This window comes from Nitrospirillum amazonense (assembly GCF_007828035.1).
Classification (GTDB): domain Bacteria; phylum Pseudomonadota; class Alphaproteobacteria; order Azospirillales; family Azospirillaceae; genus Nitrospirillum; species Nitrospirillum amazonense.
In genome coordinates this window covers 138,735-165,703 of sequence record NZ_VITV01000002.1, presented here as the reverse complement: position 1 = coordinate 165,703, position 26,969 = coordinate 138,735, and the positions used below count along the sequence as shown (strand labels likewise).

Here is a 26,969-nt window from a genome sequence, read left to right as displayed (position 1 = left end):
TCGAACAAACTGAAAAGGGCCGGTGTCGCGTGCACCGGCCCTTCTTTTATCCAGGTACTGACAGCCCTTGAAAACTAACGAGCCAGGACGCGGGCGGCTTCCTTGGTCCGCCCCACCGCTTCGCCCACCTGCTGATTGGCGGCCGAGATGCTGGACAGGCTGCGGGTCACCGTTTCCACGGCACCGGCCGTCTTCTGCATGTTCGACGACATGTCGCGGGTGACGGCGCTCTGCTCCTCCACGGCGCTGGCGGTCGATGCCACGAACTCCCGCACCGTGCTGATGGATTGGCGGATAGCGTCCAGCGAGCCGACCACGTCACCGGACACGGCCTGCATGCCCTCGATCTCCTCCGAGATCTTCTGGGTAGCCTTCGCGGACTGGTTGGCCAGGTTCTTGACCTCCGTCGCCACCACGGCGAAGCCCTTGCCGGCGTCCCCTGCCCGCGCTGCCTCTATGGTCGCGTTCAACGCCAGCAAATTGATCTGTCCGGCGATGGTGCGGATGACGTCAACCACGCCTTCCATCGATTTCGCGACCTCAGCCAGGCGCTGGGTGGCCGCGTCGGCGCGCACCGCCAGTTCGGCGGTATTTTCGGCCGCCGACCGGGACTGGGTCATGCTCTGCGCGATTTCGCGGATGGAAGCGGCTAGTTCCTCCGCGCTTGACGCCATCATCTGGACCGCGCCGGACGTCTCGCCCGCGGCCTGAGCGGCATCCTCGGACTGCTGGGCCGACTGCGTCACGGCTTGATCAATCTCACCGAAATTCCGATCAATGAGGGTCTTCAGATCCGCCATCGTCTGGACATGGGCGGTGATGTCGGTCGCATACTTCACCACTTTGAACGGCTTGCCGTTGAGGTCGAGAATGGGGTTGTAGGAGGCCTCGATCCAGACCTCCTTCCCGCCTTTGCCGAGGCGCTTGAATTGCGCCGCACGGAATTCACCCCGTCGTAGGTCTCGCCAAAAAGCGTGATAAGCGCCGCTGTCCCGCGTCTCCGCATCGACAAATAAGCTGTGGTGGCGGCCCCTTATCTCATCAAGCGAGTATCCCATGGTCCGGAGGAAATTCCCGTTGGCCGTAAGGATCGTCCCATCCATCGCGAACTCGATCACCGCCTGGGATTTATTGATCGCCTCAACCTGGCCGCGCAGGTCGACATATTCCATCTTTTGCGCCGTCACATCGGTGGCGAATTTGACGACCTTGAAAGGTCGCCCGCTGCGGTCGCAGATCGGATTGTAGGACGCCTCGATCCAGACCTCCTTGCCGTTCTTGCCGATCCGTTTGAACTGCGCCGCCTGGAACTCCCCCCTTCGCAGGACGTCCCAAAACCGCGCGTACTCGGCGCTTTCCTTGAGCCTCGGCTCCATGAACAGGCTGTGGTGACGGCCTTTGATTTCATCCCAGGTATAGCCCATGACCTTCAGGAAATTGGCGTTGGCCGCCAGGATCGTGCCATCGAGGGCAAACTCGATGATGGCTTGAGACTTGTCCAAGGCCGCCAGCTTCCCGGCCATTTCACGGCTGTGACGCGTTTCGAACATTGGGCACCTCCATGTATTTACGGCTGATCTGGCGGACGTCGACAGCGTATTGCTGCCAGGAATCGTCATTGCCGATCCACACAATACTGATTTAAAGCATTATTTGTTAATTGACTGTTAATAAAGCCAACTTCTTTATAATATAAAGGATATATACCAGTCGACTCGTAATGATGTTATGTTGTTATAGCTGAACTAAATTTTCCTATATTTGTTGGCAATGCGACATTTTATCCTAACAATCTTATGGATTTTTACTTGTCGTACGGCGCCAGAGCTTGGCGTCAAGCGCCAAATCCGGAGATCATCGGGTTAGGTTTGATCTCGCTCAGTGGCTTCGCCACCTTGGAGATGGTACGAATCGACGCCAGCACGAACATCGTGTGACCTGAGCGCGAGGACGACAGGACATTGGCCGCAACACGCACGGACGCGGGAACAGCCGCCTTACCGCTGTCCAATCACTTGTCCTTCAACACGTCGAAGACGGACGAAGCGGTAGCGTTCGCCGAGAGCCGCCTTGCCGCCACGGTAGTGCGAGGGCCTGTCTCAATGCCGACCTGCGACACCCGGGCGAACCATTGCCGCCTGCCGGGAAGTGACCTCTGGTTTTGTTCTTATGGCTTTCCCGTCACACTGAACTTTAGTGAAGGGACATACATGAGGCTGCAAATCCCTTGGACGGGTAGCGGCCAGACAAGCACCGCCGGTCAGGCTGTCGCCTTGGCCCCAACCATGGCCTGCGTCTCCTCCGCCGATGCGAAGATCGATTTTCATCAGGGATTCCAGCAATTCGCCTGGCGCGTGCCGGTTGCCATGTTGACCCGAAAACTCGCCGCCCTGACCGGCGAGGCCATAGATGGCCCGTTGAACTTCAAAGCCGCGCTGGACCTCCAGACCCCCAACGGGCGCGCCTTGAGGGAGATCCTCTCCAACTTGGCCAACGCCGCGAACAACTTGCCCGGGCCCGCCGCCCGTCTGGTTCTGGCGGAGTTGGAGCAGGCGCTGACGACCTCTTTGCTGGTCACCGGCACGCATGACTACCGGCCCATCCTCGACGGCCCTGTTCGTGGGATCGCGCCGTGGCAAGTCCGACGGGCAGAAGACTTCATCGAAGCCCACGCCGACGACCCCCTGACGATCGAGGATATCGTCAGGGCCACCGGAGCCAGCGCGCGCAGCGTCTTTCGCGCGTTCGCCGAACACCGCGGTTATTCACCCATGGAGTTCCTGAAACGGACGCGACTGAAACGCGCGCGCCTGATGGCGGAGAGCGGACTGCCCGCGCTTACCGTCACAGAGATCGCCCTTTCCTGTGGTTACAGCGATCTAAGTCGTTTCAGTAAGGATTTCCTGGCGGCGTTCGGCGAAACGCCATCCACCGTTCTGCGCCGGCACCGGAACATATACTGAACTGCGACGTGACGGCCCCAAGGCCGCCACGCCCAGCTGCGGGTTCAATCGTCGCGCTGCGTGCGCTCCATCCGCTCATGCCGTTCCTGGGCTTCCACCGACAGGGTGGCGATGGGGCGGGCCTCCAGGCGGCGGACACCGATGGGCTCCCCCGTCTCCTCGCAATAGCCGTATTCGCCCAGTTCGATTCGTTCGATGGCCTCATCGATCTTGCTGATCAGCTTGCGCTCCCGGTCCCGGGTGCGCAGTTCCAGGGACCGGTCGGTTTCCGCCGAGGCGCGGTCGGCGATGTCCGGTTCCTGAATGCCGCCATCCTGGAGATTGACCAGGGTTTCGGTGGACTCCTTCAAAAGCTCCGCACGCCATTGCAGCAGCTTCTGACGGAAGTACTCCGTCATCACGGGGCTCATGTACGGCTCATCCTCGGACGGGCGGTAATCCGGGGGAAGTATCGGAGACGACATATGTTTTGGTCCGAATCCAGTGTGATCGAGACGGCGCGGAGTATAGGGAGACGCAACGCAACCCGCAATACTGCGCGCAGCATCGGGATGCGATGTTTAAGCCACTGAAATGGATGGGAATTGTGCCCACTCCCGCCCAAAGCGAGAAGGCGGCCGGCCATTCGGATTACAGGTATAAGCGTATAAGAATAGGACGGCTCTCCGTCCGCGGGCGGCCGCGTTGCGCCACCCCTCTCCCCCGCGCCTCAGCGCGACGCCGATTCGAACTTGGCCAGTTCCACCTGCGCGCGCAGGTCGATCTCATCCAGCACTTCCTGCAGGCGGGGGTCGGCCACCGTCTCGCGCCGGCTCTGCACCATGCGCACCAGATCCTGCAGCCGTTCGCGCGGGAAGGTGCCGGCCAGCAGGCCCAGCCGCAGCTCGTCCAGCTTGTCCAACAGATTTTCCGCCCGCTGGCGGGCCTTGCGCTTGGAGTTCAGCGCGTCGTCGACCTCTTGCAGGGCCAGCAGCGGCGTGATGGCCATCGCGGTCTGCGCGCCGGTCATGGACTTCACGCCCTCATCACCGTCGCCTTCGGATACCTGGGTGCGGAAGCTGTCGCCGCCGGCCCGTTGCGTTTTGCGCGTCTGGCTGGAGGGAAGGGAGGAACCGGGACCTTGGATCTTCATGTCGTGCCGCCACCGCAATCTGGGCCAGCCGCCCGGTACACCCGGACCTCATCACCCGTTCTCCCCCGACAGGGCCGGAAAAAGGGGGCGATTCCGCCGGTTTGGCGGGCCTGCGGCCTGTCTTATTGTTACCACCCGCAGGGAAGACGCGCATAGGGCAATTTTTGCCGGGGATATTCGGCCGCTTCCGGTCATAACCGGGGGCTGGCGGCCCTGGTTCCGGCGGCTGCCCCTGGGAAACCGCCGGATTTGGGCGCATGCTGCGGTTGGCATGAAGTTCGCTTGGGGAGCGGCATCTGATTCAGGGAGTATCCCCCCGTGTTCACGAACGCCCGCATCCGTTCCGCCACCACCCTGGGTCGCGCCCTCAAGCGCGCCGCCATCGTGCTGGCCGCCGCCGTCCTGGTCCTGGGTGCCGCCCAGCCGGCCGGCGCGCAGTCGCGCCTGAAGGACATCGTGGATGTGGAGGGCGTGCGCGACAACGTCCTGGTGGGCTACGGCCTGGTCGTCGGCCTGAACGGCACCGGCGACACCATCAACAACGCCCCTTTCACGCAGCAGAGCCTGTACGGCATGCTGGAACGCCTGGGCGTGAACATCCGCGGCACCACGCTGACCACCAAGAACGTGGCGGCCGTCATGGTCACCGCCACCCTGCCCCCCTTCGCGGCGCAAGGGACGCGCATCGACGTTCAGGTCGGCACGCTGGGTGACGCCAAGAGCCTGCAGGGCGGCATCCTGGTGGGCACGCCGCTGCTGGCGCCCGACGGCGACGTCTACGCGGTGGCTCAGGGCCCCGTGGCCATTTCCGGCTTCACCGCGCAGGGTGCCGCCGCCAGCGTGACGCGCGGCGTTCCTACCGCCGGCCGCATCGCCGCGGGCGCCCTGGTGGAACGCACCGTGGACTTCCGGATGTCCGACATGCAGGCCCTGCACCTGGCCCTGCACAATCCCGACTTCACCACCGCCAAGCGCATCGCCGACGCCATCAACGCCGCCATCGGCATGGGCACGGCCATGGCCATGGACCCGTCCAACGTGACGGTGAACGTTCCGGCCGGCCGCAAGGCCGACCTGGTGGGCTTCATGCGCGACATCGAGCAGCTGAAGGTGGCCCCCGACAACCCGGCCACCGTGGTCATCGATGAGGCCTCGGGCGTGATCGTGATGGGTGAGAACGTGCGCATCAACACGGTCGCCATCGCCCAGGGCAACCTGACCATCAAGATCACGGAGACACCGCAAGTGTCCCAGCCCGGCCCCTTGAGCAACGGTACCACCACCACCGTGCCCCGTACCAACATCCAGGTGGATGACGGACAGGGTAAGAAGCTGGCCATCCTGCCCTCCGGCGTGTCCCTGCAGGATCTGGTGCAGAGCCTGAACGCCCTGGGCGTCAGTCCCCGCGACATGATCTCCATCCTGCAGTCGATCAAGGCCGCCGGCGCCCTGCAGGCCGAACTGAAGGTGATGTGATGAGCGACGACATGAAGCTGTCGCCCCCCGGCTACGACGCCAAGGCGCTGATGGACGCAAAGGGAACGCCCAAGCCGCAGGCCGGCTCCGGAAACGGCATGAAGGACGACGCGGCCATCGAGAAGGCGGCCAAGGAGTTCGAGTCCGTCTTCATCAGCCAGATGCTGCAGCACATGTGGGAAGGCGTGAAGGTCGACGAGAACTTCGGCGGCGGCCATGCGGAAGAGATGTTCCGCGGCATGATGATCGAGGAGCAGGCCAAAGCCATCACCAAAGGTGGCGGCCTGGGCATCGCCGACGAGATCAAGAAGGAAATGATGCGCATGCAGGAGAAGGCGGCCGGCGCCGACCCGCTGCACCGCCCCCAGAACGCCGCCTCAGGGGCCGCGGCGCCCAAGAACGCCCCCAAGAACGCCTATGCCCAGGCGCAGGCCACGCTGGCCCAGCACCTGCCGCTGGACGCCGCCGCCAGCCCCCCCATCAGTTCCGACGCCGCATCGGATGACACGCCATGACCCCCAGCGACGCCCCCACCCTGCCCCCGCCCGCCCCGGCCATGGCCAGCCCGGCCGAAGCCCGCGCCCTGTCGCTGATCGCCGCCATGGAGCGGCTGATGGCGCTGTACCAGGAAGAGACGGCGCTGCTGAAAAAGCGCGACATCAAGGCCATGCTGGCCCTGGTGGAACGCAAGCACCTGCTGACCAAAAGCTATGAGGATGCGGTGCGCATCATCAGCCTGGACATGGTGGGCTTGCGCGCCCTCAATCCGGAACTGAAGGCGCGCATGAAAAGCCTGGCCGAGCTGTTCCACAAGGAATCCATGGAGAACGCGACCACGCTGCGCGCCGCGGCGGCCGTGGCGCAGTCGGTGGTCAACATCATGGTCAACACCATCAACAAGCAGCGCAACCAGGAACAAGGCTACGTCGCCAAGCACGGCGCCGCCCGTCCGGCGGGCTATCGCCGGGCCGGCATCCCGCCCCTGGCCGTGAACCAGTGCCTCTGACCTGATCCGCCACATCCCCGGCGTGCGCTCCCACCCGCCCCGGCCGCTGCGCCGGCGGCGGGCGCTGGCGCATGGGGGCGCCCACGGGGCGGCAGATTCTGCCCCATGCGGCAAGAAGCTCCCATCCCCGGCAGACCTTTTCCCAGCCGCCCGGCTGTTCCACCCCTGAAACCCTTGGAAAACCTTGGCTGGGACCTTTCCGACGCCTGGCACGTCGATTGCTTTCCCAGGCGGTGGGCGTTTTGCCCGCCACCGTCCCCGCCATCCGGCGATGGACACGCCCAGGCCCGAGGAAGCGACACATGACCGGTTTCCAGTCCGTTCAAAGCCTGTTCCCCACCCAGGGGACCACCGCGTCCGGTCTGCTGGGCGGCACGGCGGCGGGCGGCGAGGCGGCGGACCTGTTCACCCAGTTGCTGAGCGGCATGGTCGACGCCAGCACCGTCAACAGCCAGTCAGCGGGCCAGAGCGGCGCCTTTCTCACTGCCGGTCAGGGCACGGGCGGCGCCAACGGCGCGGCGACCACCTCGCCCTTCACGCCGTCCACCATTCCCTTCGCCCTAGGCAAGGGCGGCGTGCAGGCCAAGGGCGGCCCGGTTCCGGCGAGCACCACCACGGGCACGGCCGTGACCGCCCTGATGACCGGCATCACCGCCAACACACCGTCCGCCCTGCAGCCGGCCACTGGCTGGACGCAAACCCACTGGTCGGCCAAGACCGTCATGGCCGATGTGGCCGACGGCGCCACCGACGGGCAGACCGCCACCGATACGCAGGACAGCACCGCCACCGACACCACGCTGGCGGCACTGGCCACCGCCATGGGCGGACAGCAGCAGCCCACCCCTCCCGTTCCGGCCGCGCAGACCGCGGCCGGCCAGATGCCGTCGGACGCCATCAAGGCAGATGCCGCCACGGACGCGACGGCCGCGAGCCAGGCCGTTGCCGGTCAAACGGTCGCCCAGGCCGGTACCGCCCAGGCGGACGCGATCCAGGCCAACACCGCCAAAACCGATGCGGTCCAGATCGGCGCACCCCAGGCGGGTGCGTCTCAGACGGGTGCGATGCAGATGGGCGCGTCCCAGGCCGGCATGGCACTCCCGGGCATGACGCCGGTGGCCGAGCCCACCGCCGCCGACGCGGCGCTGGCGGCCCAGGCCATACAGCCCAGCCCAGCCCAGACCGCCAAAGGCAGCGCCGCCTCCGCGGCTGCCTCCAGCCTGGCCGTGGCCGACCAGAAGGCTGCGGCGCTGGCCGCCGGCACCCCGCCGGTCACCAGCCGCGCATCCACCGCCGCTCCGCCCGCCAACGGCGCCCCCACCCAAGTCCAATCAGCCCAGGTACAGGCCGTCCAAACCCAGGCGGCCCAGACCCAGGCGGCCAAGGCCCAGACCGGCACCGTGGCCGATGCCACCGCGCTGGCCGCCACGGCCGCCGCTACGGCGACTGACGGCGCCACCAAGACGGGCAAGGCCGACGGCGTCGCCGCCTCGGGCTCCGGCCTCAAGACCGGCGCGCCCAAGGGTGCCAAGGGCGACATGGGGAAGCCGCAGGGTGCCACCGTGACCGCCACGACCCTGCCCGACCAGAAGTCCGGGGCCACCACCGCGGACCAGGCCCGGCAACAGACGGCCGACAGCGCCACCGACGACAGCAGCAGCAACGGCGTTCTGGCGGCACCTGCCGACAACGGCATGATCTACGCCGACGCCCATGCCGCCGCGGCCCCCCTGGCCAAGGTGGGCGACGCGGCCACGCCGGCGGCGACTGCGCCCATGGCGGCATTGGCCAACGCGGCCGGCAACGGCAACGCGGCCGCCAACACCGCGACCTCGGCCCAGGCCACCTTGCAGGCGCTGCTGCAACAGCAGCAGGCCGGGCGGACCAACACCGCCAGCAACGGCCTGCTGGCCACGACGGAGAACGGCCTGCTGCCCGCCGCCACGGACGGCACCAGCGGCTCGGCCTCGGCCAGCGACGCGGCACTGAACGCCAGCGGGTTCATGGGCCTGGTCGATGGCCAGCACACCTTCCCCACGGGCTTCGCCGCCCAGATGGCCGGCACGGCCCAGGCGGCCCGCCCGGCGCAGTACCCGCCGGTGCTGCAGCAGGTCACGATGGGCTTTCAGAAAGCCGCCAGCAACGGCATGGACAGCGTCACCATCCAGCTGACCCCGGACGACATGGGCAGCATCGACGTGAAGCTGGACTTCCACAAGGACGGCAAGGTGCGGGCCAGCGTGACGGCGGACAACGCCAAGACGCTGGACCTGCTGCAGCGCAACTCCGACGACCTGAAGACCGCCCTTCAGGATGCCGGCTTGCAGACGGACAACGACAGCCTGTCCTTCAACCTGAAGGACGACAGCCAGGCCCAGCAGCAGCAGGAACGCCGCGGCGGGCAGAACGGCGCCCAATTCTCCATGGACGACACGGCCGCCCCCGAGGAGGCCGCGTCAGAAGACACCATCATCCCATCGCTCGGCCGCGTCGACGTGCGGATCTGACGATAGATTTGAGGGAGTAGCGATCATGACCGATGCCGTCAGCGGTTCCAGCAACACCAACAACGTCAACCCCAGCGGTTCGTCGGGCAGCAACACGCCGGCCAGCAACCCGCTGAGCGACCTGACGAACAACTACACGACGTTCCTGACGCTGCTGACCACGCAGCTGAAGAACCAGGATCCGACGTCGCCCATGGATACCAACCAGATGACCCAGCAGCTGGTGCAGATGAGCTCGGTCGAACAGCAGATCGAAGCCAACAACCAGCTGAAGTCCATCCAGTCGACGCTGGCCGGGGGTCAGTCCAGCCAGGCACTGAACTACCTGGGCAAATATGTGGAGATGCAGGGTGACCAGTTCCCGCTGCAGAACAGCACGGCGAACGTCTCCGTAACCTATGGCGGCACCGCCGCCTCCGCCACCATGTCGGTCTATGACAGCACCGGCGCCCTGGTCAGCACCACCGACGTTTCCGGCGCCGCCGGCACCCACAACTATTCCTGGGACGGCAAGGACAGCTCCGGCAAGGTGCTGCCCGACGGCACCTACAGCGTGAAGGTCACCGCCACCGACAGCAGCGGCAAGCCGGTGAACACCACCGTGAAGGTGGCGGGCAAGGTGACCGGCGTCGACATGTCCGGCGCCACCCCGACGCTGCAGATGGGCGACATGACCGTGAACATGAGCGACGTCACCAGCGTGCTCGCCGGCGCGTAAGCGCGAAGGGGCACCTGCCTGAAAGTAATAGGACGTTCAGTTCTTCTTAACGTCCCCGCCCTTATGGTGCTGCAGGCCCTGGTGGAGTCCAGGGCGCATAGGCACTGTATGAGGTAAGGCATGTCGGCACAGGACGCCGGACGCGGCCCCCGCGCGCTGTTGAACGGGGGGATGGGTCGTAATGCGGCCAAAGCCGCCGCGCAAGGCGCCGGCTTGACCCTGGACGACCTTCCGCCGCCCGACACCAAGCGATGGGTGATGCGGCGCAAGGCGCAGGTGGTGGACGGGGTGCGCAGCGGCCTGCTGACCATGCAGGAGGCCTGCGCGCGTTATACCTTGTCGGAGGAAGAGTTCCTGTCGTGGCAGCGGCTGATCGACGCCCACGGCCCCAGGGCCCTGCGCACCACCCGCCTGCAGGATTACCGCCGCAGCATGGGCGGCGCCGACGACCAGGATCCCCTGGCGGCCGTGGGCTGAGCGCCCTTCCCGAAGGCGCCTCTCCTGGGCGCCTTTCGGCTGCCTGCGTCAGTTCGGCTTGAGGCTATCGGCGATCATATGCAGGCCCTCGCCGCGCAGGGTCTGCTGGCGCTGGATCAGGCGGCGCGCCGCCAGCGCTTGTTCCACGACCTCCCCCCCGACAATGGCGCCATCGGCCGTCAGCGCCACAGCGACGCGGGTAAGCTCGCTGCCTTCGCTCTTGGGGTCGTGACGGTTCAACGGATGCTCGCTGGCCAGCTCCGTGGTCAGCCATTCCAGCAACACTTCCCGCCCCTCCGGCAGTCGGTCACCGGCCAGCAGCAGGGCCAGCATGCCCATGGCCGTGGGCACCTTGCTTTCAGCCTCGGCCTTGGCCGCCACGGCCGCCGGGTCGCGCAACAGGTCGATCAGCGCGATCAGAAAATCGGACAGGCAGCGCTGGTTGCCGAACAGGTCCTGGATGACGTCGGAAAAACGCAGGAGGTCGGCGGCGATGCCGCCCAGCATTTCCTGCAGCCGCCAAGGCGTTTCCGGCGTGGCCAGCCGCATCACCTCCTCCAGCTTGCCACCCAGGGTGCGGATTCCCGCCAGGCGCACGGTCAACAGGCTGTAAAAGGCATGGTCATGGCCTTCCGGCCCCACCAGCCGTTCCACCGCGGCGCTGAGCTCCGCCGCATCGCCGTTCAGGGGGACGGACCATTTGCGGCTGTTCGCCTGGAAGTCGCGGGCCTTCTGGGCGACGACATCGACATACCGGTCCAGGTCGGCGATACGGGCGCGGGTATTCTGGCCCGTCACCTTGGACTGCACCGTGGCGGCCTTGTGCAGGGCCGCCTGCAGCATGGCGCCGGTATCCTGCAACCGGCGGAGGTGGGTGGCCCCGTGCAACAGCTCTGTCGGGCTTATCTGCTGGCGCGTCAGGTAATCCCTCAAGATCAGCGCGATGGCCCGGCGCGACTGGCGTCCGTACAGGTCCTCCGGCGAAGAGCAGAGCGGTGTGCCATCCGGCGCCTCCCGCAGCACGGTGGGCTTCACCACCTCGGGCGCGGTCTTCTCGAACACCAGGGTGCCGGTGGGGAAGGCGTTCATGACCGTGCGCACGGCCATGACGCGCACGGCCTTCAGCTTGCCCTGGGCCAGGCGGCGGTTGGCCTCGGTCACCGCCATTTCCTCGGTGTCGCCAATGAAAAGGATGGTCCAGCGGCCCTCTTCCAGGCCCAGCAGCTCAAACTTGCAGCTGCGGAATTTCAATCCCATGTCCCAGCCCTGCGTCCCCAGCCTCGCGACCCGGCGGCCCGGATTCGACTTCCAGTAACACTATAGGCGATCGCCCCCATCCCCAGAAGAAAATAGAAAAGCCCCCGCCTTCCGGATATTCGAACAAAAAAGGGGAAGCGAATGACCGCTTCCCCTTTTGCGATAGGCAATCAATCCCAATAACCGGGCCATAAGACCTGGCTCCCGCCCGTTCAGTCGAACGGGTTGTCGCTGCCCTTGCGCAGCAGGAAGCGTAAGGGAACAGCCGGCAGCTTGAACGTCTCGCGCAGGCCGTTGATCAGATAGCGCGTGTAATGTTCCGGAATTTCCACCGGGCGGCTGCTGAACAAGGCGAAGGTCGGCGGGCGGGCCTTCACCTGGGTCATATAGCGGATCTTCAAGCGGCGGCCGTCCACCAGGGGCGGCGGGTGCGATTCGAGCATGCCCTGCAGCCAGCGGTTCAGCTGGGCCGTCGGGATGCGGCGGTTCCACAGGCGGTAGACCTCGAACGCCGCGTCCAGCAGGACGTCCAGCTTTTGCTGCTTCAGGGCGGAGATGGTGATGGTGGGGATGCCCCGCACCTGCGGCAGCGACGTCTCCAGCCGGTCGCTCAGCTGCTGCAGGGCCTCGGCCCGGTTGGCCACGGCGTCCCACTTGTTGACGGCGATGACCAGGCCGCGGCCTTCCTCGATCACCTGGCGGGCGATGGTCAGGTCCTGCTTGTCCAGAATGGCGTCGGCATCCAACACCAGCACCACCACATGGGCCATGCGCACGACCCGCAGGGTGTCGGCCACCGCCAGCTTTTCCAGCTTGTCTTCCACGCGGGCGCGGCGACGCAGGCCGGCGGTATCGACCAGCTTCACCGGCCGATCACGCCAGGTCCACTCCGCTGCGATGGCGTCGCGGGTCATGCCTGCCTCGGGGCCGGTCAGCACGCGCTCCTCGCCCAGCAGGCTGTTCAGCAGGGTGGACTTGCCCACGTTGGGCCGGCCGACGATGGCCAGTTGCAAGGGCTTGGCATTGTCCCGGGCCTCGGCCGCCTCGTCGTCCAGGGGGCCCTCGGCCTCCTCCTCCTCTTCCTCCGGCTCATCGGGAGGCAGGTAGGGGGTCAGGGCGTCCACTAGGTCGGCCATGCCCTCGCCATGCTCGGCGGACAGGGGCACCGGATCGCCCAGACCCAGCTCATAGCACTCCATGAGCCCGGGCTTACCGGCGTTGCCTTCGCACTTGTTGGCCACCAGGATGATGGGCGTTTTGCCCTTGCGCAGCCAGGCGGCGAAGTGGCGGTCCAGGGGCGTGATGCCGGCCCGGGCGTCCACGATGAACAGGCCGACGTCGGCCCGTTCGATCGCACGTTCCGTCTGGCGGCGCATGCGCGCCTCCAGGCTGTCGTCGAACGCCTCTTCCAGGCCGGCGGTGTCCACCACCGTCAGCTCGATGCCGGCGAGGTAGCCGTCGGCGGATCGCCAGTCCCGGGTGACGCCCGGGGTATCGTCGACAATGGCCAGCTTCTTACCGGCAAGTCGATTGAACAGAGTCGACTTGCCGACATTGGGCCGGCCGATGATAGCGACCGTCAAGCGGCGGGGACTCGCCATAACTAAAACGCCTTATCGATACGCGAAGAGATCGCCGTCGTCCGTCAGCACAAACAGGGTGTTGTTGACCACAATGGGGGCAACGCTGATCGGGTCGTCGAACTCCATCTTGTTGAGGATGTCGCCGTTGGTGGGCGACGCTTCCACAACCTGCCCCAGGCTGTTGGCCATAATCAAGCGTCCACCGGCTGCAATAGGACCAACCCAGTTAATCGGATCCTTGCGCTTCTCCGGATTCTCCCAGCGTTCCAGTTGCTTGATCCAGCGGACACGGCCGGTGTCGCGCGTCAGCGCGACCAGCTGGGCCTCGTTGTTCACGACGAACACCCAGTCGCCGACCACCGCCGGCTGGTTCTGGCCGCCCACGTCCTGTTCCCAGACGTGCTGGCCGGTGCGCTGGTCGATGGCCACCATGCGGCCGGAATAGCTGATGGCATAGACAAGCCCGCGATCCACCACGGGCAGGCCCTTGATGTCCGCCAGGTTGGCCAGGTTGGCGCCCCGGCGCGAGGACGCCAGGTTGTCGCTCCATGCCGGATGGCCGTTGTCGACACGCAGGGCGTACAGCTCACCCGAGGAATAGGGGATGATGGTGACGTCATTCTCGACCGCGGCGCTGGCACCGCCCAGCAGGGCCGCCGGCTCCGGGAAACCGGCGTGCGTCCACTGCAGCACGCGGTTGTTGGAGGCCAGGACGATGCACTGGTTGTCGATGGTCACGACGAACACACGGCCGCCGGCCACCGTGGGGCCAGAGCGGATGGGGGCGGCGATGCGCTGCCGCCACGTGACCTTGCCGTCCTTGGGATCGACCTTGATGGCCTCGCCGTAGCCGGTGGTGACGAACACCGCGCCGTCGCCAACCGCGACGCCGCCGCCCATCGCGGAGCCTTCCTGCTCCGGCCGCTTCATCTCGCTGTCCCAGATCTTCTTGCCGGTGGCCTCATCGAAGGCATGCAGCACGAAGTCGGTGTCCAACAGATAGACCTTGCCCTCGGAAACGACCGGACCGTCCAGCAGCCGGTTGTCGCTGGAGGAGCCCTCGATGCTGACCTTCCAGGCCTCTTTCAGGGTCTTGGGCAGCGTGACGTGACCCGGATTATGGGCCGCGTTGCCGCCAGGCTGGGCCCAGTCGGTGTTGGTCACCGCGTCCGGCAGGGTCACCTGCTTGGCCTGGGCCTGGCTGTCCGGCTCGATCTGCTGGTCCAACTGCAAGACCGAGATGCGATTGCCCGCCAGCTTTTCCTTCGGCTTGTTGTCATCGCCGAAACCCAGCCAATCGAACATGCCGCAGCCGGTCAGCAGCATGCAGGCAACCAGCGCGGTGCTGAGGCCGACGGCGCGGCGGACCCGCATGGGGCGGGCGGACGGCGACCGGGCGGCGGGGGCACGGGCGAAGGCCTCGGTGGAGGGCAGGCCGGTGACGGCGTTCTTGTTGGTCATTTCTGCTCGGCGTAGAGGGCGACGAGATCGGCGGCGCGGGCGCGGACGCCCTGGGGTGCGGCCGGATCGACGGACAGGGACTGGAAAATCTCCCTGGCCTTGGCCAGGTCGTTGGCACGCAGATACAGCAGGCCCGACAGCTCCTGCGCGGTGTAGCGCCACGGCCCCTTGGTCAGGCCCGAGATGCGGGACTGCAACTGCGCGGGGTTGCCGGTGTCCACCTGCTGCATCACGGCCAGGATCTGCGCCAGGTCGCGGAACAACGGATCGTTGTCGGCGCTGCCGGCAATCTGGTCATAGATGGCGATGGCGCCGGCGGCGTCGCCGCTGGCGGCCTTCAGCCCAGCCTCCTGCAGGCGGGCCAGCGTGGCCGGCGCGCCCCCCAGCTTAGGCGTCACCGCCGCCAGGGCGGCCAGCGCGTCCTTGGCGTTGCCGCTCTCAATCGCGGGGGCCACCTTCTCCGTGGCGGATATCAGGGCGCTGGTGCGCTCGATCGCCTGGCGGGTGCGGTACTGGTCCCAGGCCACATAGGCGGCCGTGCCCGCCAGGATGGCCACGGCCCCCGCCAGCAGGTAAGGGCCCACCTGGCGCCACAGTTTTTCCAGTCGTTCACGGCGAAGGTCGTCATCGACCTCGCGAAAAATATCGCTCATCAGCTCACTCTTCGACACCGAGGCCGGCACCATAACAGCAATCCGCGCCGATACCAGAGGGGCGCGTGACGGTCAAGGAAAGTCCGGGTCGAATGTCCCCCAATCCCCCTGCCCGCCGTCCCCTGAAGGCCAGTGGCGGCGCCCCGCCAATCGCGGCCGGGCGGGCAGCATAGATTAAATCAGTCGCCCTTGGCACGGGCGGAGAGGGCATTTCCTATCGGTCCGTTGTTTTTGCTTCGCGAAATAATCCGCCCCTGTGGATAAGTCTGTGGAGCGACCCACGGAAAAACGTTCCTCCCCTGCCCAAAAGAGAAAGGCCTGACGGGACGGTGCCCCAGGAATAGTGGCGGGTGGCTTGAAACGGCCACGGGTAGCGCGAGGGCGACCGGCCCGATTCCCCTGCCCGAAAGGTGGATAAGCCCCGCCCAAGGGAATAGGCGCAGCAAAGACTGGCGGTCGCCGCCGCGGCGCGGTAATGAGCCTGGGCCCCCGTCCGGGGACACCTGCCGCTGCCACCACGCCTGATTCAAAGCCGCCATGACCGATACCGCGCGCCGCATCGTCGGCCTTATCGCCACCGAACTATCCGCCCGCCCCGAACAGGTGGCAGCGGCGGTCGCCCTGCTGGACGAAGGCTCGACCGTGCCCTTCATCGCCCGCTACCGCAAGGAGGCGACCGGCGGCTTGGATGACACGCAGCTGCGCACCCTGGATGAACGTCTGCGCTACCTGCGCGAGATGGAGGAGCGGCGCGCCGCCATCCTCAAATCCATTGAGGAGCAGGGCAAGCTGACGCCCGAATTGCAGACCCAGATCGCCACCGCCGACACCAAGACGCGGCTGGAGGATCTGTATCTGCCTTACAAGCCCAAGCGCCGGACCAAGGCCATGATCGCGCGGGAAGCGGGGCTGGAGCCTTTGGCCGACCTGCTGCTGAACGACCCGACTTACGATCCGGAAACCAGCGCCGCCCCCTACGTCGATGCCGAGAAGGGCGTGGCCGACGCCAAGGCGGCCCTGGACGGCGCCCGCGCCATCCTGGTGGAGCGCATGGGCGAAAACGCCGAGCTGCTGGGCTTCCTGCGCGGCTATTGCCAGGAACACGGCCGCATCGTCTCCACCGTCGTGGAGGGCAAGGCCGAGGAGGGCGCTAAGTTCTCCGACTATTTCGACAAGGCGGAGCCCCTGGCCAACCTGCCCTCGCACCGCGCCCTGGCCCTGTTCCGCGGCCGCGCCGGCGGCATCCTGGACCTGGCCATGAAGGTAGGCGAGGATCCCGCTCCCGGCCAGCAGCACCCCTGCGAGGCGGCCATCGCCAACCGATTCGGCATCCAGGACCGGGGCCGGGCCGCCGACCGCTGGCTGCTGGACACCTGCCGCTGGGCCTGGCGCACCAAGATCGCGCTGCATCTGGAACTGGATCTGATGGGCACGGTGCGCGACCGGGCGGAGGATGAGGCCATCGCCGTCTTCGGCCGCAACCTGAAGGGCCTGCTGCTGGCGCCGCCCGCCGGCCAGCGCGCCACCCTGGGGCTGGATCCCGGAATCCGCACCGGTGTGAAGGTCGCCGTGGTGGACGCCACCGGCAAGCTGCTGGAGACCACAACCATTTACCCGCACGAGCCGCGCCGCGACTGGGCGGGCTCGGTCGCCACGCTGGCGGCCCTGGCCGGCCGGCACAATGTCGGCCTGATCGCCATCGGCAACGGCACGGCGTCGCGCGAGACGGACAAGCTGGCCGCCGACGTCATGGCCCAGTTCCCCCAGCTGAAACTGACCAAGATCATGGTGTCGGAGGCTGGTGCCTCGGTCTATTCCGCCTCGGAAGTGGCGGCCAAGGAATTCCCCAACCTGGACGTCAGCCTGCGCGGCGCCGTCTCCATCGCGCGCCGCCTGCAGGACCCGCTGGCCGAGTTGGTGAAGATCGACCCCAAGTCCATCGGCGTCGGCCAATACCAGCATGACGTCAGCCCCACCAAGCTGGCCCGCACCCTGGACGCCGTGGTCGAGGATTGCGTGAACGGCGTGGGCGTGGACCTCAACACCGCCTCGGTGCCCCTGCTGGCCCGGGTGTCGGGCCTGAGCGACAGCATCGCCCGCAACATCGTCGACTACCGTGATGCGCACGGCGCCTTCCGCAACCGCCGCCAGTTGCTGGACGTGTCGCGCCTGGGCCCCAAGGCCTTCGAACAGGCGGCCGGCTTCCTGCGCATCCGCGACGGCGACACCGCCCTGGACGGGTCTGCCGTGCACCCCGAGTCCTACGCCGTGGTGGAGCGCATCCTGGCCAAGACCGGGCGCACCCTGGCGACCCTCATCGGCGACGTGCCCTTCCTGCGCAGCCTGGACCCGGCCGATTACGCCGATGATCGTTTCGGTATCCCAACGGTTGAGGATATCCTCAAGGAACTGGAGAAGCCCGGCCGCGACCCACGCCCCGAGTTCAAGACCGCCGCCTTCAAGGACGGTGTGGAGGAACTGAAGGATCTCCAGCCCGGCATGGTGCTGGAAGGCGTGGTCACCAACGTCACCGCCTTCGGCGCCTTCGTCGATGTGGGCGTTCACCAGGACGGCCTGGTGCACATCAGCCAGCTGGCCGGCAAGTTCGTGAAGGACCCGCACGCCGTCGTCACCGCCGGCGACATCGTCAAGGTCAAGGTGCTGGAGGTGGACCTGAAGCGCCGCCGCGTCGCCCTGACCATGCGGCTGGAGGAACAGGCCGCGCGTCCGGCCAGCGGTCCCCGCCAGGACGACGGCCGACCGGGGCACCGCAATGACAACCGCGCCCCCGGCGGCAGCCGGTCCCAGAACGGTCCCAAGAATGACCGTCCCCAGGGCGGCCAAGGCGACCGCAAGCCGGGCGGCGGCCCCCGCCCCAACCAGGGCAGCGTCGGCAAGACCCAGGAATCGCGCGGCGGCAGCTTCGGCAACGCCTTCGGCGGCGCCCTGGCCGACGCCTTCGCCCGCGCCCGCAAGGACAAGTAATCAGGCAAGAACGCCTACAGCCGCATGAGGCCAATCCTCATGCGGCTGTAGGATGCGGCTGCGTCCGCCGGGCGCCCGAGCGGGCCCCGTTACCGCTTATGAATCAGCTTGGCGCGGGCCAGGGCCAGCGATTTGGTCAGGGCCTGCCCCAGCTCGCCGCCGTCGCCCTTGATGTCGTCGCGCACCACGACATGCATGGCGTCGATGTGCAGGCCCACCACCGTCAGCAGGGCATCGGTGGGGTTTTCCAGATCCACCAGGAAATGGTTCATGGAATTGGCGAAATCGGACAGCAGGTTATAGCCGAAGGTCCGGCCCAGGGTCATGATGCCGTCGGAAATCTTGTAGACCTTGCGCAAATGCTGGACGCGATGCTCCACATCGCGCTTGGCCTGTTCGAAGGCGGCCTGCAGCGTGGTCAGGTCGATGCGGGTCTGGGCCTGGTGCGCCTCCGCCATGCGGGCCACGTGGCGGCTCGCGCGATCGATGGCCGCAGGATCGATCTGCCCGGGCTTGCCCACGGCCCCGCCTACCTTGGCGCGCAGCTTGTTCGGCAACTCGATGATCTCCACCACCCGGGTGCCTTTCCCGGGCAGGCCTTTATCGGACTTGTCCGTCATACCCGTCCCTCCCATAAGGCCCGCCCCTCCTATAAGGGGTCACAACTTTCCAAAAGCCGGTCAGCCTGTCCCACCATCGGTGTTAGTCCACAGTTTCCGACGAGGGGGGAGCCGCCTCCGCCCCGACAGCCCTGCCCACCTCCTGGGCGGCCACCTCGGGCACAGCCTGGCCGACGGGCGGCAGCGCCTCATCCTCGATGGGCGCCTGGGCCCCGTCCAGCGTCACGCGGTGGCCGGTCATCACGCGGCGATCCTCCCCCGCATAGGGCAAGGTCTGCCGCCGCCGGTCAGGCCCGATATAGCCCGGCGCGCGAATGAAGGGCCGCGGCTTGTCGACGATGGCCACCAGGCGCGAGGCGACATTGGCCACCGACATGGGCTTGGCCAGGTATTCAGTGACTCCGCCGTCGCGCGCCATGCGCACGGCGTTCTCATCCGCCTCGCCACTCATCATGATGTAGGGCATGAACTTCAGCTTGTCGTGGTCGTGCTCACGCACCCACTTCAGCAACTCCAGCCCATCCACCGGCGCCATGAGATGATCGGCGAAGACGATGTCGATGTCGCTGGCCCCCTGGATTTGCGTCGACACGTCCAGGATGGCGGTCGCCTCCTCGCCATTCTCCGCCTGCAGCACGCGGCCGACGCCCAGGCCCCGCAACACCGTGACCAGAATGGTGCGCACGAAGCGGTTGTCGTCGGCCACCAGAACGCTCAAGCCGTCCAGGCGGTAGTATTTTCCGGACTTTGCTGATGCCATATCGCCTGATGCCAGCCGACCCCTGTGTGGCCGGCAGTGTAGCCCCTTCCTTTGTCTCGCGCGCGGGGTTAATGCGGCAGGAACCATACTGCGCGCCGCATCCAATCTTCACCCTATCCCCTCGCACAGTGCGGCATGCGCGTCGTTCTCGCGCAGTTAACGGTTTGGTGACGAGCGGCGGCCTATGGTTCGCTCATCCCCGGATGGATCCGCCGCACGTGGGTCCTGGTACCGGGCAGGTGTTGATAAGGAGCGCCAGTCCCATGTCCCGGCCTATCCCCCAGAACAACCTCATCGAACGCACGTCCGTCCTGACCTACACGCTGATGGAACAGCTGCACGATGTGCTGAACACCCCCAGCGCGCCGGACGACGTGACCCTGGGCATGCTGATGGGACTGTCCATGTTCCTGGATGACCAGATCGGTCCTTTTCGCATGACTCAGCTGCTGCAGGCGGCACCCGACATCATTCTGCGTACGGACGCCCACGTCACCCGCGACCAGATCGACCGCTTCCTGCCGGTTCTGCGCGCCTTCGGTGACAAGCTGGCCGCCCTGACGTCGGAAACCGTGGCCGAGCCCACGACCAGCCTGTCATGAGGCGCGGCCGCACACGCGGCCTTTTCACCAGACGGTGCCACGCTTATTTGTAGAAGAGGTCACCGCCCCCTTCGACCGCCGCCCCTGAACCCGCGGCCGCCATGGTTGAACGCACATGTTTTCGCAGTTGGACAACGCCCACCCCGCCCTGTTCCTGGTCTTCGCCTGCGCGGCCGTTCTGGCCGCTGCCGGCATGACCATCGGCTATGTCTGGCGCCGGCTGGGCCGCCTGGCCGTGCGCCAGTCGAACCTGGCCCGCACGGCCTCGGACCACCTGACGCGGCTGCAGCGCGACCTGACCGACCTGGCCGGCCAGGTCGAGCGGCTGGGCGAGTTCAACCAGCGCCTCACGGAAGAGGTGGACATGCTGCGTCACCGTCTGGCCGATGGTGGCTATGAGCCACAGGATCATTACCCCCGGGTCCTGCATTGAGCGCCGGCGGCCCTCCGGCCGCTGACCCGCATCCCGTTCGCGAACGGGAGATTCGCCGCTGGCACGACAGCGGCCAGGCGTGGGACCGCTGGGCCGACAGCATGGCGGATCCCGCCGCCCGCCTGAACCAGCCGCTGCTGGCCGCACTGGCCCTGCAGCCGCACCACACCCTTCTGGATTTGGCCAGCGGCGCCGGTGAACCGGCGATCACCGCGGCCAAGGGCATGAATCCGGCACAGGGGGGACGCGTGCTGGCCAGCGACCTCGTGCCCGCCATGCTGGCCGGTGCCCGCCGGCGTGGGGCCGGCGTCGCCACCCTTTCCTTCCTGGCGGCCGACATGACCGCCCTGCCCTTGGCCCCGGCCAGCGTGGACCGGATCAGCTGCCGCTTTGGCCTGATGTTCGTCCCGGATGCGGCCGCCGCCGTGGCCGAGATGCATCGCGTCCTGCGGCCGGGCGGCATCGCGGCCTTGCTGTGCTGGGGCCCGAAGGCCGGCAATACGCTGTTCCGCCTTCTGGATGAGGCACTGGGCGGCGTGCCGGAGTTGGCCGTGCTGTTCCGCTTCGCCGAAGAGGGCACGCTGGGCCGCCTGTTCCTGGAGGCGGGCTTCGACACCGTGTCGGAAACCGCGCTGGAGCAGTCAGCCCTGGCCGACGCCGCCAAGCCCTTCTGGCGCCCCACCCTGGACATGGCCTTCACCCCCGCCTTGGCACGGATGTCGGCCGAAGCGCGCGCGGCGGTGGAAGATCGCATCACCGCCGCGGTGGCGCTGGAAACGAAAATGGACGGGAAAATACCCGTCCATCTCCACGCCCGGCTGCTGGTGGCTCACAAGTAGGGGTTGGTCAGGGCTGCGGCGGCGTCCCGTCGGTTGGCGGCACCGGCGGTTGGCCGGCCACCGGGTTCACCACGCTTTCCGACGCCATGGCGCCCTCCGTCATCGTACCCTCCGTCATTACGCCCTCTGGCCCTTCCGGCTCCGCACCGACCAGCGATTCCGCCTGCGTCATCAGGCGTTGGTACTGGCGCACGCTGAAGGGCAGCGTGACGAGGTAGCCCACGCCCAGGATCAGCAGGGTGGTCCATGGCGCGCTGACGACACCGGCCGCCAGCAGCACCAGGCCCAGGAAAATGAAGACGACATAGCGCGGGTGGATGCGCAGCCCCTTCAGGGAAAAGGTGGGGATGGCGCTGATCATCAGCGCCGCCATGCCCACGGTCCACACCACGACGAAGGCCGGGTGGCCCACGACCGTCCTCCCCATCTCGAAACTGGCGACGATGGGCAACAGGGCCAGACCGGCGCCGGCCGGGGCCGGCACGCCGGTGAAGTAGTTGTAGGCCCACACCGGCTTCTGCGCGGCCGACCCCAGGGCGGTGTTGAAACGCGCCAGGCGCAAGGCGGCGCAGGCCCCGAACAGCAGGCAAGCGATCCAGCCGAAGCTGCGCGCCTCGTTCAGGCCCCACATGTACAGGATCATGGCCGGGGCCACGCCGAAGCTGACCACGTCGGACAGGCTGTCCAGCTCCGCCCCGAACTTGCTCTGCGCGTTCAGCAGGCGGGCGATGCGGCCGTCCAGCGCGTCCAGCACGGCCGCGACCACGATGGCGACGACCGCGTGTTCCCAGCGCTGCTCGGTGGCGAAGCGGATGCCCGTCATGCCGGCCGACAGGGCCAGCACCGTCAGCATGTTGGGCAAGAGCTTGTTGATGGTGAGGCCACCCAGGCGCGGCGGCCGGATGGCCCGGCGCCGCCGTCCCAGCGCGCCCCCGCCTGTCCTCGGGGGACGTTGCACCATCAGCGCACCACGCCCTGACGCTGCGGCTCGGCGCTGGCCAGGTCGGCCAGGATGGTTTCGCCGCCCAGGGCCTTCTGTCCCACGACCACCAGGGGCTGCACGCCATCCGGCAGGTAGACGTCGGTGCGGCTGCCGAAGCGGATCAGGCCGTAGCGCTCACCAGTGGACACGCTCTGCCCCGGCTTCAGGGTACAGATGATGCGGCGGGCCACCAGGCCGGCGATCTGCACAAAGGCGATCTCGCGCCCGTCGGGCATGGCCAGGCGGATGCTCATGCGCTCGTTCAGGTCGCTGGCCTTGTCCAGGGCGGCGTTCAGGAACTTGCCCGGGTGGTATTCAGCGCGTGTCACCGTGCCCTCGATGGGGGTGCGGTTGATGTGCACGTTGAACACGTTCAGGAAAATGCTGATGCGGGTCAGCGGCTCCGGCCCCATGCCCAGCTCCGGCGGCGGCACCGCCTTGGTGATCATCTGCACCAGGCCGTCGGCCGGGCTGACCATCAGGCCGGGGCGGGTGGGCACCACACGGTCGGGATCGCGGAAGAAGTAGGCGCACCATGCCGTCAGGATCACCCCGATCCAGCCCAGGAAGGTGGAGAGCCAGAACAGGATGAGGGTGACCACGGCGAAGGCCAGGATGAAGGGCCAACCGGCGCGGTTGATCGGCACGATGACGGTGCTGAGAGCGGACATTTGCACTTTCCAAAGGCGGCCCCGGGGATGGGTCCGAGGGATATGGGCGGGCCCCAGGGAGATGGGTAGACCGGCGCAGTGTAGACAGGGCCGGTCCGGATTTTAAGTGTCAATGCATATCGTTCGGGTTAACGGAAAAGCCGTTCCAGCTGTTCAAGGCCTTTTTTGGCCATACGCCAAGGTCGGCAGCTGCACACTGCGCTCCACCCTGTGAACTATGACAGGTTGCCTACCGGTCTCTTCCGCAAAGGCGGATACCCTTTCACATCGTTTTGCGGAAAAATGTAGTCAATCTGGGTCAGCCTCTGGCAACGGCGCGCCCTGGTGTTTCTTGCGACGTTGACAGGTTGCTGCGCTGTGCGTGCCGAACAGACAATCGATCGGGAACTGACCCAGCGGTCCTCCACGGCCCGTCATCCCCGTTATCGCATCGTGGTCGTTGAGGATGAGGCGCTGATCGCCCTCGGCCTCCAGCAAATCCTGTTGCAGCAGGGCCACGAGGTCTGCGCCGTCGCCGCGTCAGTGGAAGAGGCGGTCGAGGCGGTGGACCATCATCGTCCCGACCTGGTGCTGATGGACGTGATGCTGCGGGGGCGTGACGACGGCATTGAAGCGGCGGAGCGCATCTGGAAGCGCTTCGGCATCCGCAGCCTGTTCACCAGCGCCGTCGATGCCAACATCCTGCGCAACCGCACCCATTCCATCTCCCTGGGCTTCATCACCAAGCCCTATCGGGCGGAGGACTTCCAGCGCAGCCTGGAAGCCCTGAGCCTGGCCTGAGTTATTCGCGCCCCATGACATGCAGCGGGCTGAAACAGCCGTAGATCAGCCGCTTCGCATCGAACGGGATGTCACCAGGAATATTGAAGCGCGTATCGTCGCGCATCTTCTCCTCGGCCGCGTCCAGCGTCTCCTTGTCCGGCCACACCTGCCAGGAAAAGACAATCTTCTCCCCCGGCTGGGCCGCCACCGCCCGGCGCATGTCGGTCTGCTTGCCGTCCGGGACGTGGTCCTCCCAGGACTCGACGATTTCCAGGCAGCCAAATTCCTTGAACAGCACGGCGCTGTTTTTCGACCAGGCGCGATAGGCGTCCTTCTTGTCCCCCGGCACGGGAATGACGACCCCGACGATATACATGACCCAGCCCCCCTTTGGATGACGCGTGGGTTCGCATGATACCAGAACGCCGCCGGCGCGGATCGCCCAGAGGGGGAATCACCTTTGGCGCGACGCCGCGCACGGGCAACCTCGGCTATAGGGGTGGCAGCGGGCACGGCCGCGCGCTATGACGGCACCATGCCGCCCATCGACCAGACCGACCTTCCCATCGATGCCGTGCTGCCGGACTTGTTGCGGGTTCTGGCCGGCACGCCCAACGCCGTGCTGCAGGCCGCCCCCGGCGCCGGCAAGACCACGCGCGTGCCCCTGGCCCTGCTGGACCAGCCCTGGCTGGCTGGCCGGAAGATCATCATGCTGGAACCCCGGCGCCTGGCCGCCCGCGCCGCCGCCAAGCGCATGGCCGACACCCTGGGCGAGGCCGTGGGCGGGACGGTGGGATACCGGGTCCGCCTGGACACGCGCGTCGGGCCGGCGACCCGCATCGAAGTCGTGACGGAGGGCCTGTTCCTGCGCCAGTTGCAGGGCGACCCGTCGCTGGATGGCGTGGGTGCCGTGCTGTTCGACGAATTCCATGAACGCAGCCTGGACGCCGACCTCGCCCTGGCCTTTTGTCTGCAGGCCCAGGGCCTGTTGCGCGAGGATCTGCGCCTGCTGGTCATGTCCGCCACTCTGGATGGCGCCGCCGTAGCCAGACTGTTGGCTAACGGGGGACAGGACGCGGCCCCTATGGTGACCAGCGAGGGCCGCGCCTTTCCGGTGGAAACGCGCTGGGTGGAGCCCGCGCCCACCGACCGGCTGGAGACGGCCGTGGCCCGCGTGGTCAAGCGTGCGCTGATGGAGGAGCCGGGCAGCGCCCTGGTCTTCCTGCCCGGAACAGGCGAAATCCGGCGGACGGAAAAGGCCCTGGCCGATCTGGGCCTGCCCCGCGACGCGGTGGTCGCCCCGCTCTATGGCGACCTGGCGCTGGACCAGCAGGAGGCGGCCATCCGACCGGCGCCGGCCGGCCAGCGCAAGGTGGTGCTGGCCACCGCCATCGCTGAAACCAGCCTGACCATCGACGGCATCCGCATCGTCGTCGACGCCGGCCAGGCCCGCCTGGGCCGCTTCGATCCCGGCAGCGGCATGAACCGGCTGGAAACGGCCCGCGTCTCCCGCGCCTCCGCCGACCAGCGCCGGGGACGCGCCGGCCGCCTGCAACCGGGCGTCTGCTATCGGCTGTGGAGCGAACAGGCTGACCGGGCGCTGACGCCCTATGCCCCACCGGAAATCCTGCGGGCCGACCTGGCCCCCCTGGCGCTGGAGTTGGCGGCCTGGGGGGTCGATGACGTGACCGCCCTGCCCTGGCTGGACCTGCCGCCGGCGGCCCCCCTGGCTCAGGCCCGTACGCTGCTGAGCCAGTTAGGCGCCCTGGACGACGCGGCCAGGATCACCCCCCACGGCCGACGCATGGCCACGCTGGGCATGCATCCGCGCCTGGCCCACATGGTGCTGGTGGGCATGGATCTGGGCCTGGGCGCGGCCGCCGCCCACCTGGCGGCCCTATTGGAGGAGCGCGATCCCCTGCGCGGCATTTCGCGGGATGCCGATCTGCGCCGCCGGCTGGATCTGCTGTCCGGCCAGGACGGTGGCGCCGCTGATCGCCACGCCCTGCGCCAGATCCGGGAAAGTGCCCGCCAGACCATGCGCCAGTTGCGCATCACCGACCGGTCGTTCACGGGGGAGGATGCCGGCCGCCTGCTGGCGTTGGCCTATCCCGACCGCCTGGCGCAGAAGCGCCCCGGCGGCCAGGGCCAATACCGCCTGGCCAATGGCAAGGGCGCGGTGCTGGACAGCGCCGACGCCCTGTCCCGCCAGGATTGGCTGGCGGTGGGCGACCTGGACGGCGACGCACGCGAGGCCCGCATCTACCTGGCGGCCCCCGTCACGCGGGAAGAGATCGAGGAGGTCTACGCCGACCGCATCGTGACGGAAGAGCTGGTGAGCTGGGACGGGCGCGAACAGGCGGTGCTGGCCCGCCGTCGCCGCCGCCTGTTCGGCCTGGTGCTGAAAGACGAGGCGCTGAGCCAACCCTCGGCCGAGGCCATGGCCGCCGCCATGATGGCCGGCATCCGCGAGATGGGCCTGACGGCGCTGCCCTGGACCAAGGCGCTGGAGGCCTGGCGGGAGCGCGTGCGCTTCCTGCACCGCTCCGGCGGCGCCGACACTTGGCCCGACCTGTCGGACGAGGCGCTGCTGGCCACCATGGAGACCTGGCTGGCCCCCTACCTGCCGGGCATCAGCCGCGTCAGCCATTTGCCGCGCCTGGACCTGCACAGCGCGCTGACCGGCATGCTGGACTGGGCCCAGGGACAGGAGCTGGAGCGTCAGGCGCCCACCCATATCGACGTGCCGAGTGGATCGCGCCTGCCCATCGACTATTCCGGCGAAATCCCCACCCTGGCCGTGCGTCTGCAGGAGCTGTTCGGCCTGCCGCAGACGCCGACGGTGGCGGGCGTGCCCGTGCTGCTGCACCTGCTGTCGCCCGCCCATCGCCCCATCCAGGTCACCCGCGACCTGGCCTCCTTCTGGGCCAACACCTACCGCGACGTGAAGAAGGATCTGGCGGGCCGCTACCCCCGCCACTATTGGCCCGACAACCCGCTGGAGGCGGAGCCGACGGCCAGGGCCAAGCGACGCGGGACTTAGTTTCAGCACCCCTCAAACGCCGGCCCGACCGCGCCTTCG

Annotated in this window: 26 protein-coding genes; 13 read left to right on the top strand and 13 right to left on the bottom strand. The window is 67.3% G+C overall.

Annotation, left to right across the window (positions count from 1 at the left end; genetic code table 11):
* Positions 1 to 74: 74 nt before the first annotated feature.
* Positions 75 to 1,550, bottom strand: a complete 1,476-nt coding sequence (locus FBZ87_RS04770; RefSeq protein WP_145609224.1) for a methyl-accepting chemotaxis protein — start codon at positions 1,548 to 1,550, stop codon at positions 75 to 77.
* A gap of 284 nt (positions 1,551 to 1,834) precedes the next feature.
* A complete protein-coding gene (locus tag FBZ87_RS29095) occupies positions 1,835 to 2,011 on the bottom strand; it encodes a hypothetical protein (RefSeq protein ID WP_186454581.1) in 177 nt (58 codons plus the stop codon).
* Positions 2,012 to 2,102: 91 nt separating this feature from the next.
* On the opposite strand from FBZ87_RS29095, the gene FBZ87_RS04765 reads away from it, so the two are divergent.
* A complete protein-coding gene (locus FBZ87_RS04765; RefSeq protein WP_246134291.1) occupies positions 2,103 to 2,963 on the top strand; it encodes an AraC family transcriptional regulator in 861 nt (286 codons plus the stop codon).
* A 44-nt stretch (positions 2,964 to 3,007) separates the two neighbouring features.
* On the opposite strand, the gene dksA is transcribed toward FBZ87_RS04765, so the two are convergent.
* Both dksA and FBZ87_RS04755 read right to left on the bottom strand, forming a co-directional pair.
* Complete coding sequence (gene dksA, locus FBZ87_RS04760) at positions 3,008 to 3,427, bottom strand: RNA polymerase-binding protein DksA (RefSeq protein ID WP_004272667.1); 420 nt, start codon at positions 3,425 to 3,427, stop codon at positions 3,008 to 3,010.
* A 245-nt stretch (positions 3,428 to 3,672) separates the two neighbouring features.
* Entirely contained in the window at positions 3,673 to 4,095 is a 423-nt protein-coding gene (locus tag FBZ87_RS04755; RefSeq protein ID WP_145609222.1) for a flagellar assembly protein FliX, read from the bottom strand.
* Positions 4,096 to 4,413: 318 nt separating this feature from the next.
* Between FBZ87_RS04755 and FBZ87_RS04750 the strand changes: the two genes are divergently transcribed.
* The 6 genes from FBZ87_RS04750 to sciP all read left to right on the top strand — a co-directional run bounded on the left by FBZ87_RS04750 (position 4,414) and on the right by sciP (position 10,279).
* Positions 4,414 to 5,571 carry a flagellar basal body P-ring protein FlgI gene (locus tag FBZ87_RS04750; RefSeq protein ID WP_338424076.1) on the top strand — a complete coding sequence of 386 codons (1,158 nt, stop codon included), beginning with the start codon at positions 4,414 to 4,416 and terminating at the stop codon, positions 5,569 to 5,571.
* A complete protein-coding gene (locus tag FBZ87_RS04745; RefSeq protein ID WP_145609221.1) occupies positions 5,571 to 6,086 on the top strand; it encodes a rod-binding protein in 516 nt (171 codons plus the stop codon). The genes FBZ87_RS04750 and FBZ87_RS04745 overlap by 1 nt, the downstream gene beginning before the upstream one ends.
* Positions 6,083 to 6,577, top strand: a complete 495-nt coding sequence (locus FBZ87_RS04740; RefSeq protein WP_145609220.1) for a flagellar protein FlgN — start codon at positions 6,083 to 6,085, stop codon at positions 6,575 to 6,577. Before FBZ87_RS04745 ends, FBZ87_RS04740 begins: the two co-directional genes overlap by 4 nt.
* A 302-nt stretch (positions 6,578 to 6,879) precedes the next feature.
* Positions 6,880 to 9,084, top strand: coding sequence for a flagellar hook-length control protein FliK (locus FBZ87_RS04735; protein WP_186454580.1), 2,205 nt, complete (start codon positions 6,880 to 6,882; stop codon positions 9,082 to 9,084).
* A 25-nt stretch (positions 9,085 to 9,109) separates the two neighbouring features.
* Positions 9,110 to 9,802: a flagellar hook capping FlgD N-terminal domain-containing protein gene (locus FBZ87_RS04730; protein ID WP_145609218.1), complete on the top strand. Its 693-nt coding sequence runs from the start codon at positions 9,110 to 9,112 to the stop codon at positions 9,800 to 9,802.
* 120 nt (positions 9,803 to 9,922) lie between these two features.
* Complete coding sequence (gene sciP, locus FBZ87_RS04725) at positions 9,923 to 10,279, top strand: CtrA inhibitor SciP (protein ID WP_425465725.1); 357 nt, start codon at positions 9,923 to 9,925, stop codon at positions 10,277 to 10,279.
* 48 nt (positions 10,280 to 10,327) lie between these two features.
* Here sciP and FBZ87_RS04720 read toward each other — a convergent pair whose 3' ends face one another.
* The 4 genes from FBZ87_RS04720 to FBZ87_RS04705 form a co-directional block, all read right to left on the bottom strand.
* A complete protein-coding gene (locus tag FBZ87_RS04720; protein ID WP_145609217.1) occupies positions 10,328 to 11,536 on the bottom strand; it encodes a hypothetical protein in 1,209 nt (402 codons plus the stop codon).
* Between the two features lie 212 nt (positions 11,537 to 11,748).
* Positions 11,749 to 13,137, bottom strand: coding sequence for a ribosome biogenesis GTPase Der (gene der / locus FBZ87_RS04715; RefSeq protein ID WP_145609216.1), 1,389 nt, complete (start codon positions 13,135 to 13,137; stop codon positions 11,749 to 11,751).
* A 12-nt stretch (positions 13,138 to 13,149) separates the two neighbouring features.
* On the bottom strand, positions 13,150 to 14,580 hold the full coding sequence (locus FBZ87_RS04710) for an outer membrane protein assembly factor BamB family protein (protein ID WP_246134238.1): 1,431 nt from the start codon (positions 14,578 to 14,580) through the stop codon (positions 13,150 to 13,152).
* On the bottom strand, positions 14,577 to 15,233 hold the full coding sequence (locus tag FBZ87_RS04705) for a tetratricopeptide repeat protein (protein WP_186454579.1): 657 nt from the start codon (positions 15,231 to 15,233) through the stop codon (positions 14,577 to 14,579). Before FBZ87_RS04705 ends, FBZ87_RS04710 begins: the two co-directional genes overlap by 4 nt.
* Before the next feature lie 537 nt (positions 15,234 to 15,770).
* Between FBZ87_RS04705 and FBZ87_RS04700 the strand changes: the two genes are divergently transcribed.
* Positions 15,771 to 18,218 carry a Tex family protein gene (locus tag FBZ87_RS04700; RefSeq protein ID WP_145609214.1) on the top strand — a complete coding sequence of 816 codons (2,448 nt, stop codon included), beginning with the start codon at positions 15,771 to 15,773 and terminating at the stop codon, positions 18,216 to 18,218.
* A gap of 89 nt (positions 18,219 to 18,307) precedes the next feature.
* On the opposite strand, the gene FBZ87_RS04695 is transcribed toward FBZ87_RS04700, so the two are convergent.
* The gene (locus tag FBZ87_RS04695) at positions 18,308 to 18,838 is read right to left on the bottom strand and encodes a hypothetical protein (RefSeq protein ID WP_145609213.1); all 531 of its coding nucleotides are present in this window, start codon (positions 18,836 to 18,838) and stop codon (positions 18,308 to 18,310) included.
* Positions 18,839 to 18,920: 82 nt separating this feature from the next.
* Positions 18,921 to 19,598 (bottom strand): response regulator, encoded by a 678-nt coding sequence (locus FBZ87_RS04690; RefSeq protein ID WP_186454578.1) that lies wholly within the window; start codon positions 19,596 to 19,598, stop codon positions 18,921 to 18,923.
* A gap of 263 nt (positions 19,599 to 19,861) precedes the next feature.
* On the opposite strand from FBZ87_RS04690, the gene FBZ87_RS04685 reads away from it, so the two are divergent.
* The 3 genes from FBZ87_RS04685 (at position 19,862) to FBZ87_RS04675 (ending at position 21,472) form a co-directional block, all read left to right on the top strand.
* Positions 19,862 to 20,200, top strand: a complete 339-nt coding sequence (locus FBZ87_RS04685) for a hypothetical protein (protein WP_145609211.1) — start codon at positions 19,862 to 19,864, stop codon at positions 20,198 to 20,200.
* A gap of 115 nt (positions 20,201 to 20,315) precedes the next feature.
* Positions 20,316 to 20,633 carry a hypothetical protein gene (locus FBZ87_RS04680; protein ID WP_145609210.1) on the top strand — a complete coding sequence of 106 codons (318 nt, stop codon included), beginning with the start codon at positions 20,316 to 20,318 and terminating at the stop codon, positions 20,631 to 20,633.
* On the top strand, positions 20,630 to 21,472 hold the full coding sequence (locus FBZ87_RS04675) for a class I SAM-dependent methyltransferase (RefSeq protein ID WP_246134237.1): 843 nt from the start codon (positions 20,630 to 20,632) through the stop codon (positions 21,470 to 21,472). Before FBZ87_RS04680 ends, FBZ87_RS04675 begins: the two co-directional genes overlap by 4 nt.
* Positions 21,473 to 21,479: 7 nt before the next feature.
* Here the strand turns inward: FBZ87_RS04675 and pssA are convergent, their stop codons facing one another.
* Together pssA and FBZ87_RS04665 are read right to left on the bottom strand one after the other, a co-directional pair.
* On the bottom strand, positions 21,480 to 22,433 hold the full coding sequence (gene pssA, locus FBZ87_RS04670; protein ID WP_145609209.1) for a CDP-diacylglycerol--serine O-phosphatidyltransferase: 954 nt from the start codon (positions 22,431 to 22,433) through the stop codon (positions 21,480 to 21,482).
* Positions 22,433 to 23,125, bottom strand: a complete 693-nt coding sequence (locus FBZ87_RS04665; protein WP_145609208.1) for a phosphatidylserine decarboxylase — start codon at positions 23,123 to 23,125, stop codon at positions 22,433 to 22,435. The genes pssA and FBZ87_RS04665 overlap by 1 nt, the downstream gene beginning before the upstream one ends.
* A gap of 357 nt (positions 23,126 to 23,482) precedes the next feature.
* Here FBZ87_RS04665 and FBZ87_RS04660 point away from each other — a divergent pair, with 357 nt between their 5' ends.
* Complete coding sequence (locus FBZ87_RS04660; RefSeq protein WP_145616127.1) at positions 23,483 to 23,905, top strand: response regulator; 423 nt, start codon at positions 23,483 to 23,485, stop codon at positions 23,903 to 23,905.
* A 1-nt stretch (position 23,906) separates the two neighbouring features.
* Here the strand turns inward: FBZ87_RS04660 and FBZ87_RS04655 are convergent, their stop codons facing one another.
* Positions 23,907 to 24,263 carry a DUF1428 domain-containing protein gene (locus FBZ87_RS04655; RefSeq protein WP_145609206.1) on the bottom strand — a complete coding sequence of 119 codons (357 nt, stop codon included), beginning with the start codon at positions 24,261 to 24,263 and terminating at the stop codon, positions 23,907 to 23,909.
* A gap of 159 nt (positions 24,264 to 24,422) precedes the next feature.
* Here FBZ87_RS04655 and hrpB point away from each other — a divergent pair, with 159 nt between their 5' ends.
* Positions 24,423 to 26,930, top strand: a complete 2,508-nt coding sequence (gene hrpB / locus FBZ87_RS04650) for an ATP-dependent helicase HrpB (RefSeq protein ID WP_145609756.1) — start codon at positions 24,423 to 24,425, stop codon at positions 26,928 to 26,930.
* Positions 26,931 to 26,969: the final 39 nt, after the last annotated feature.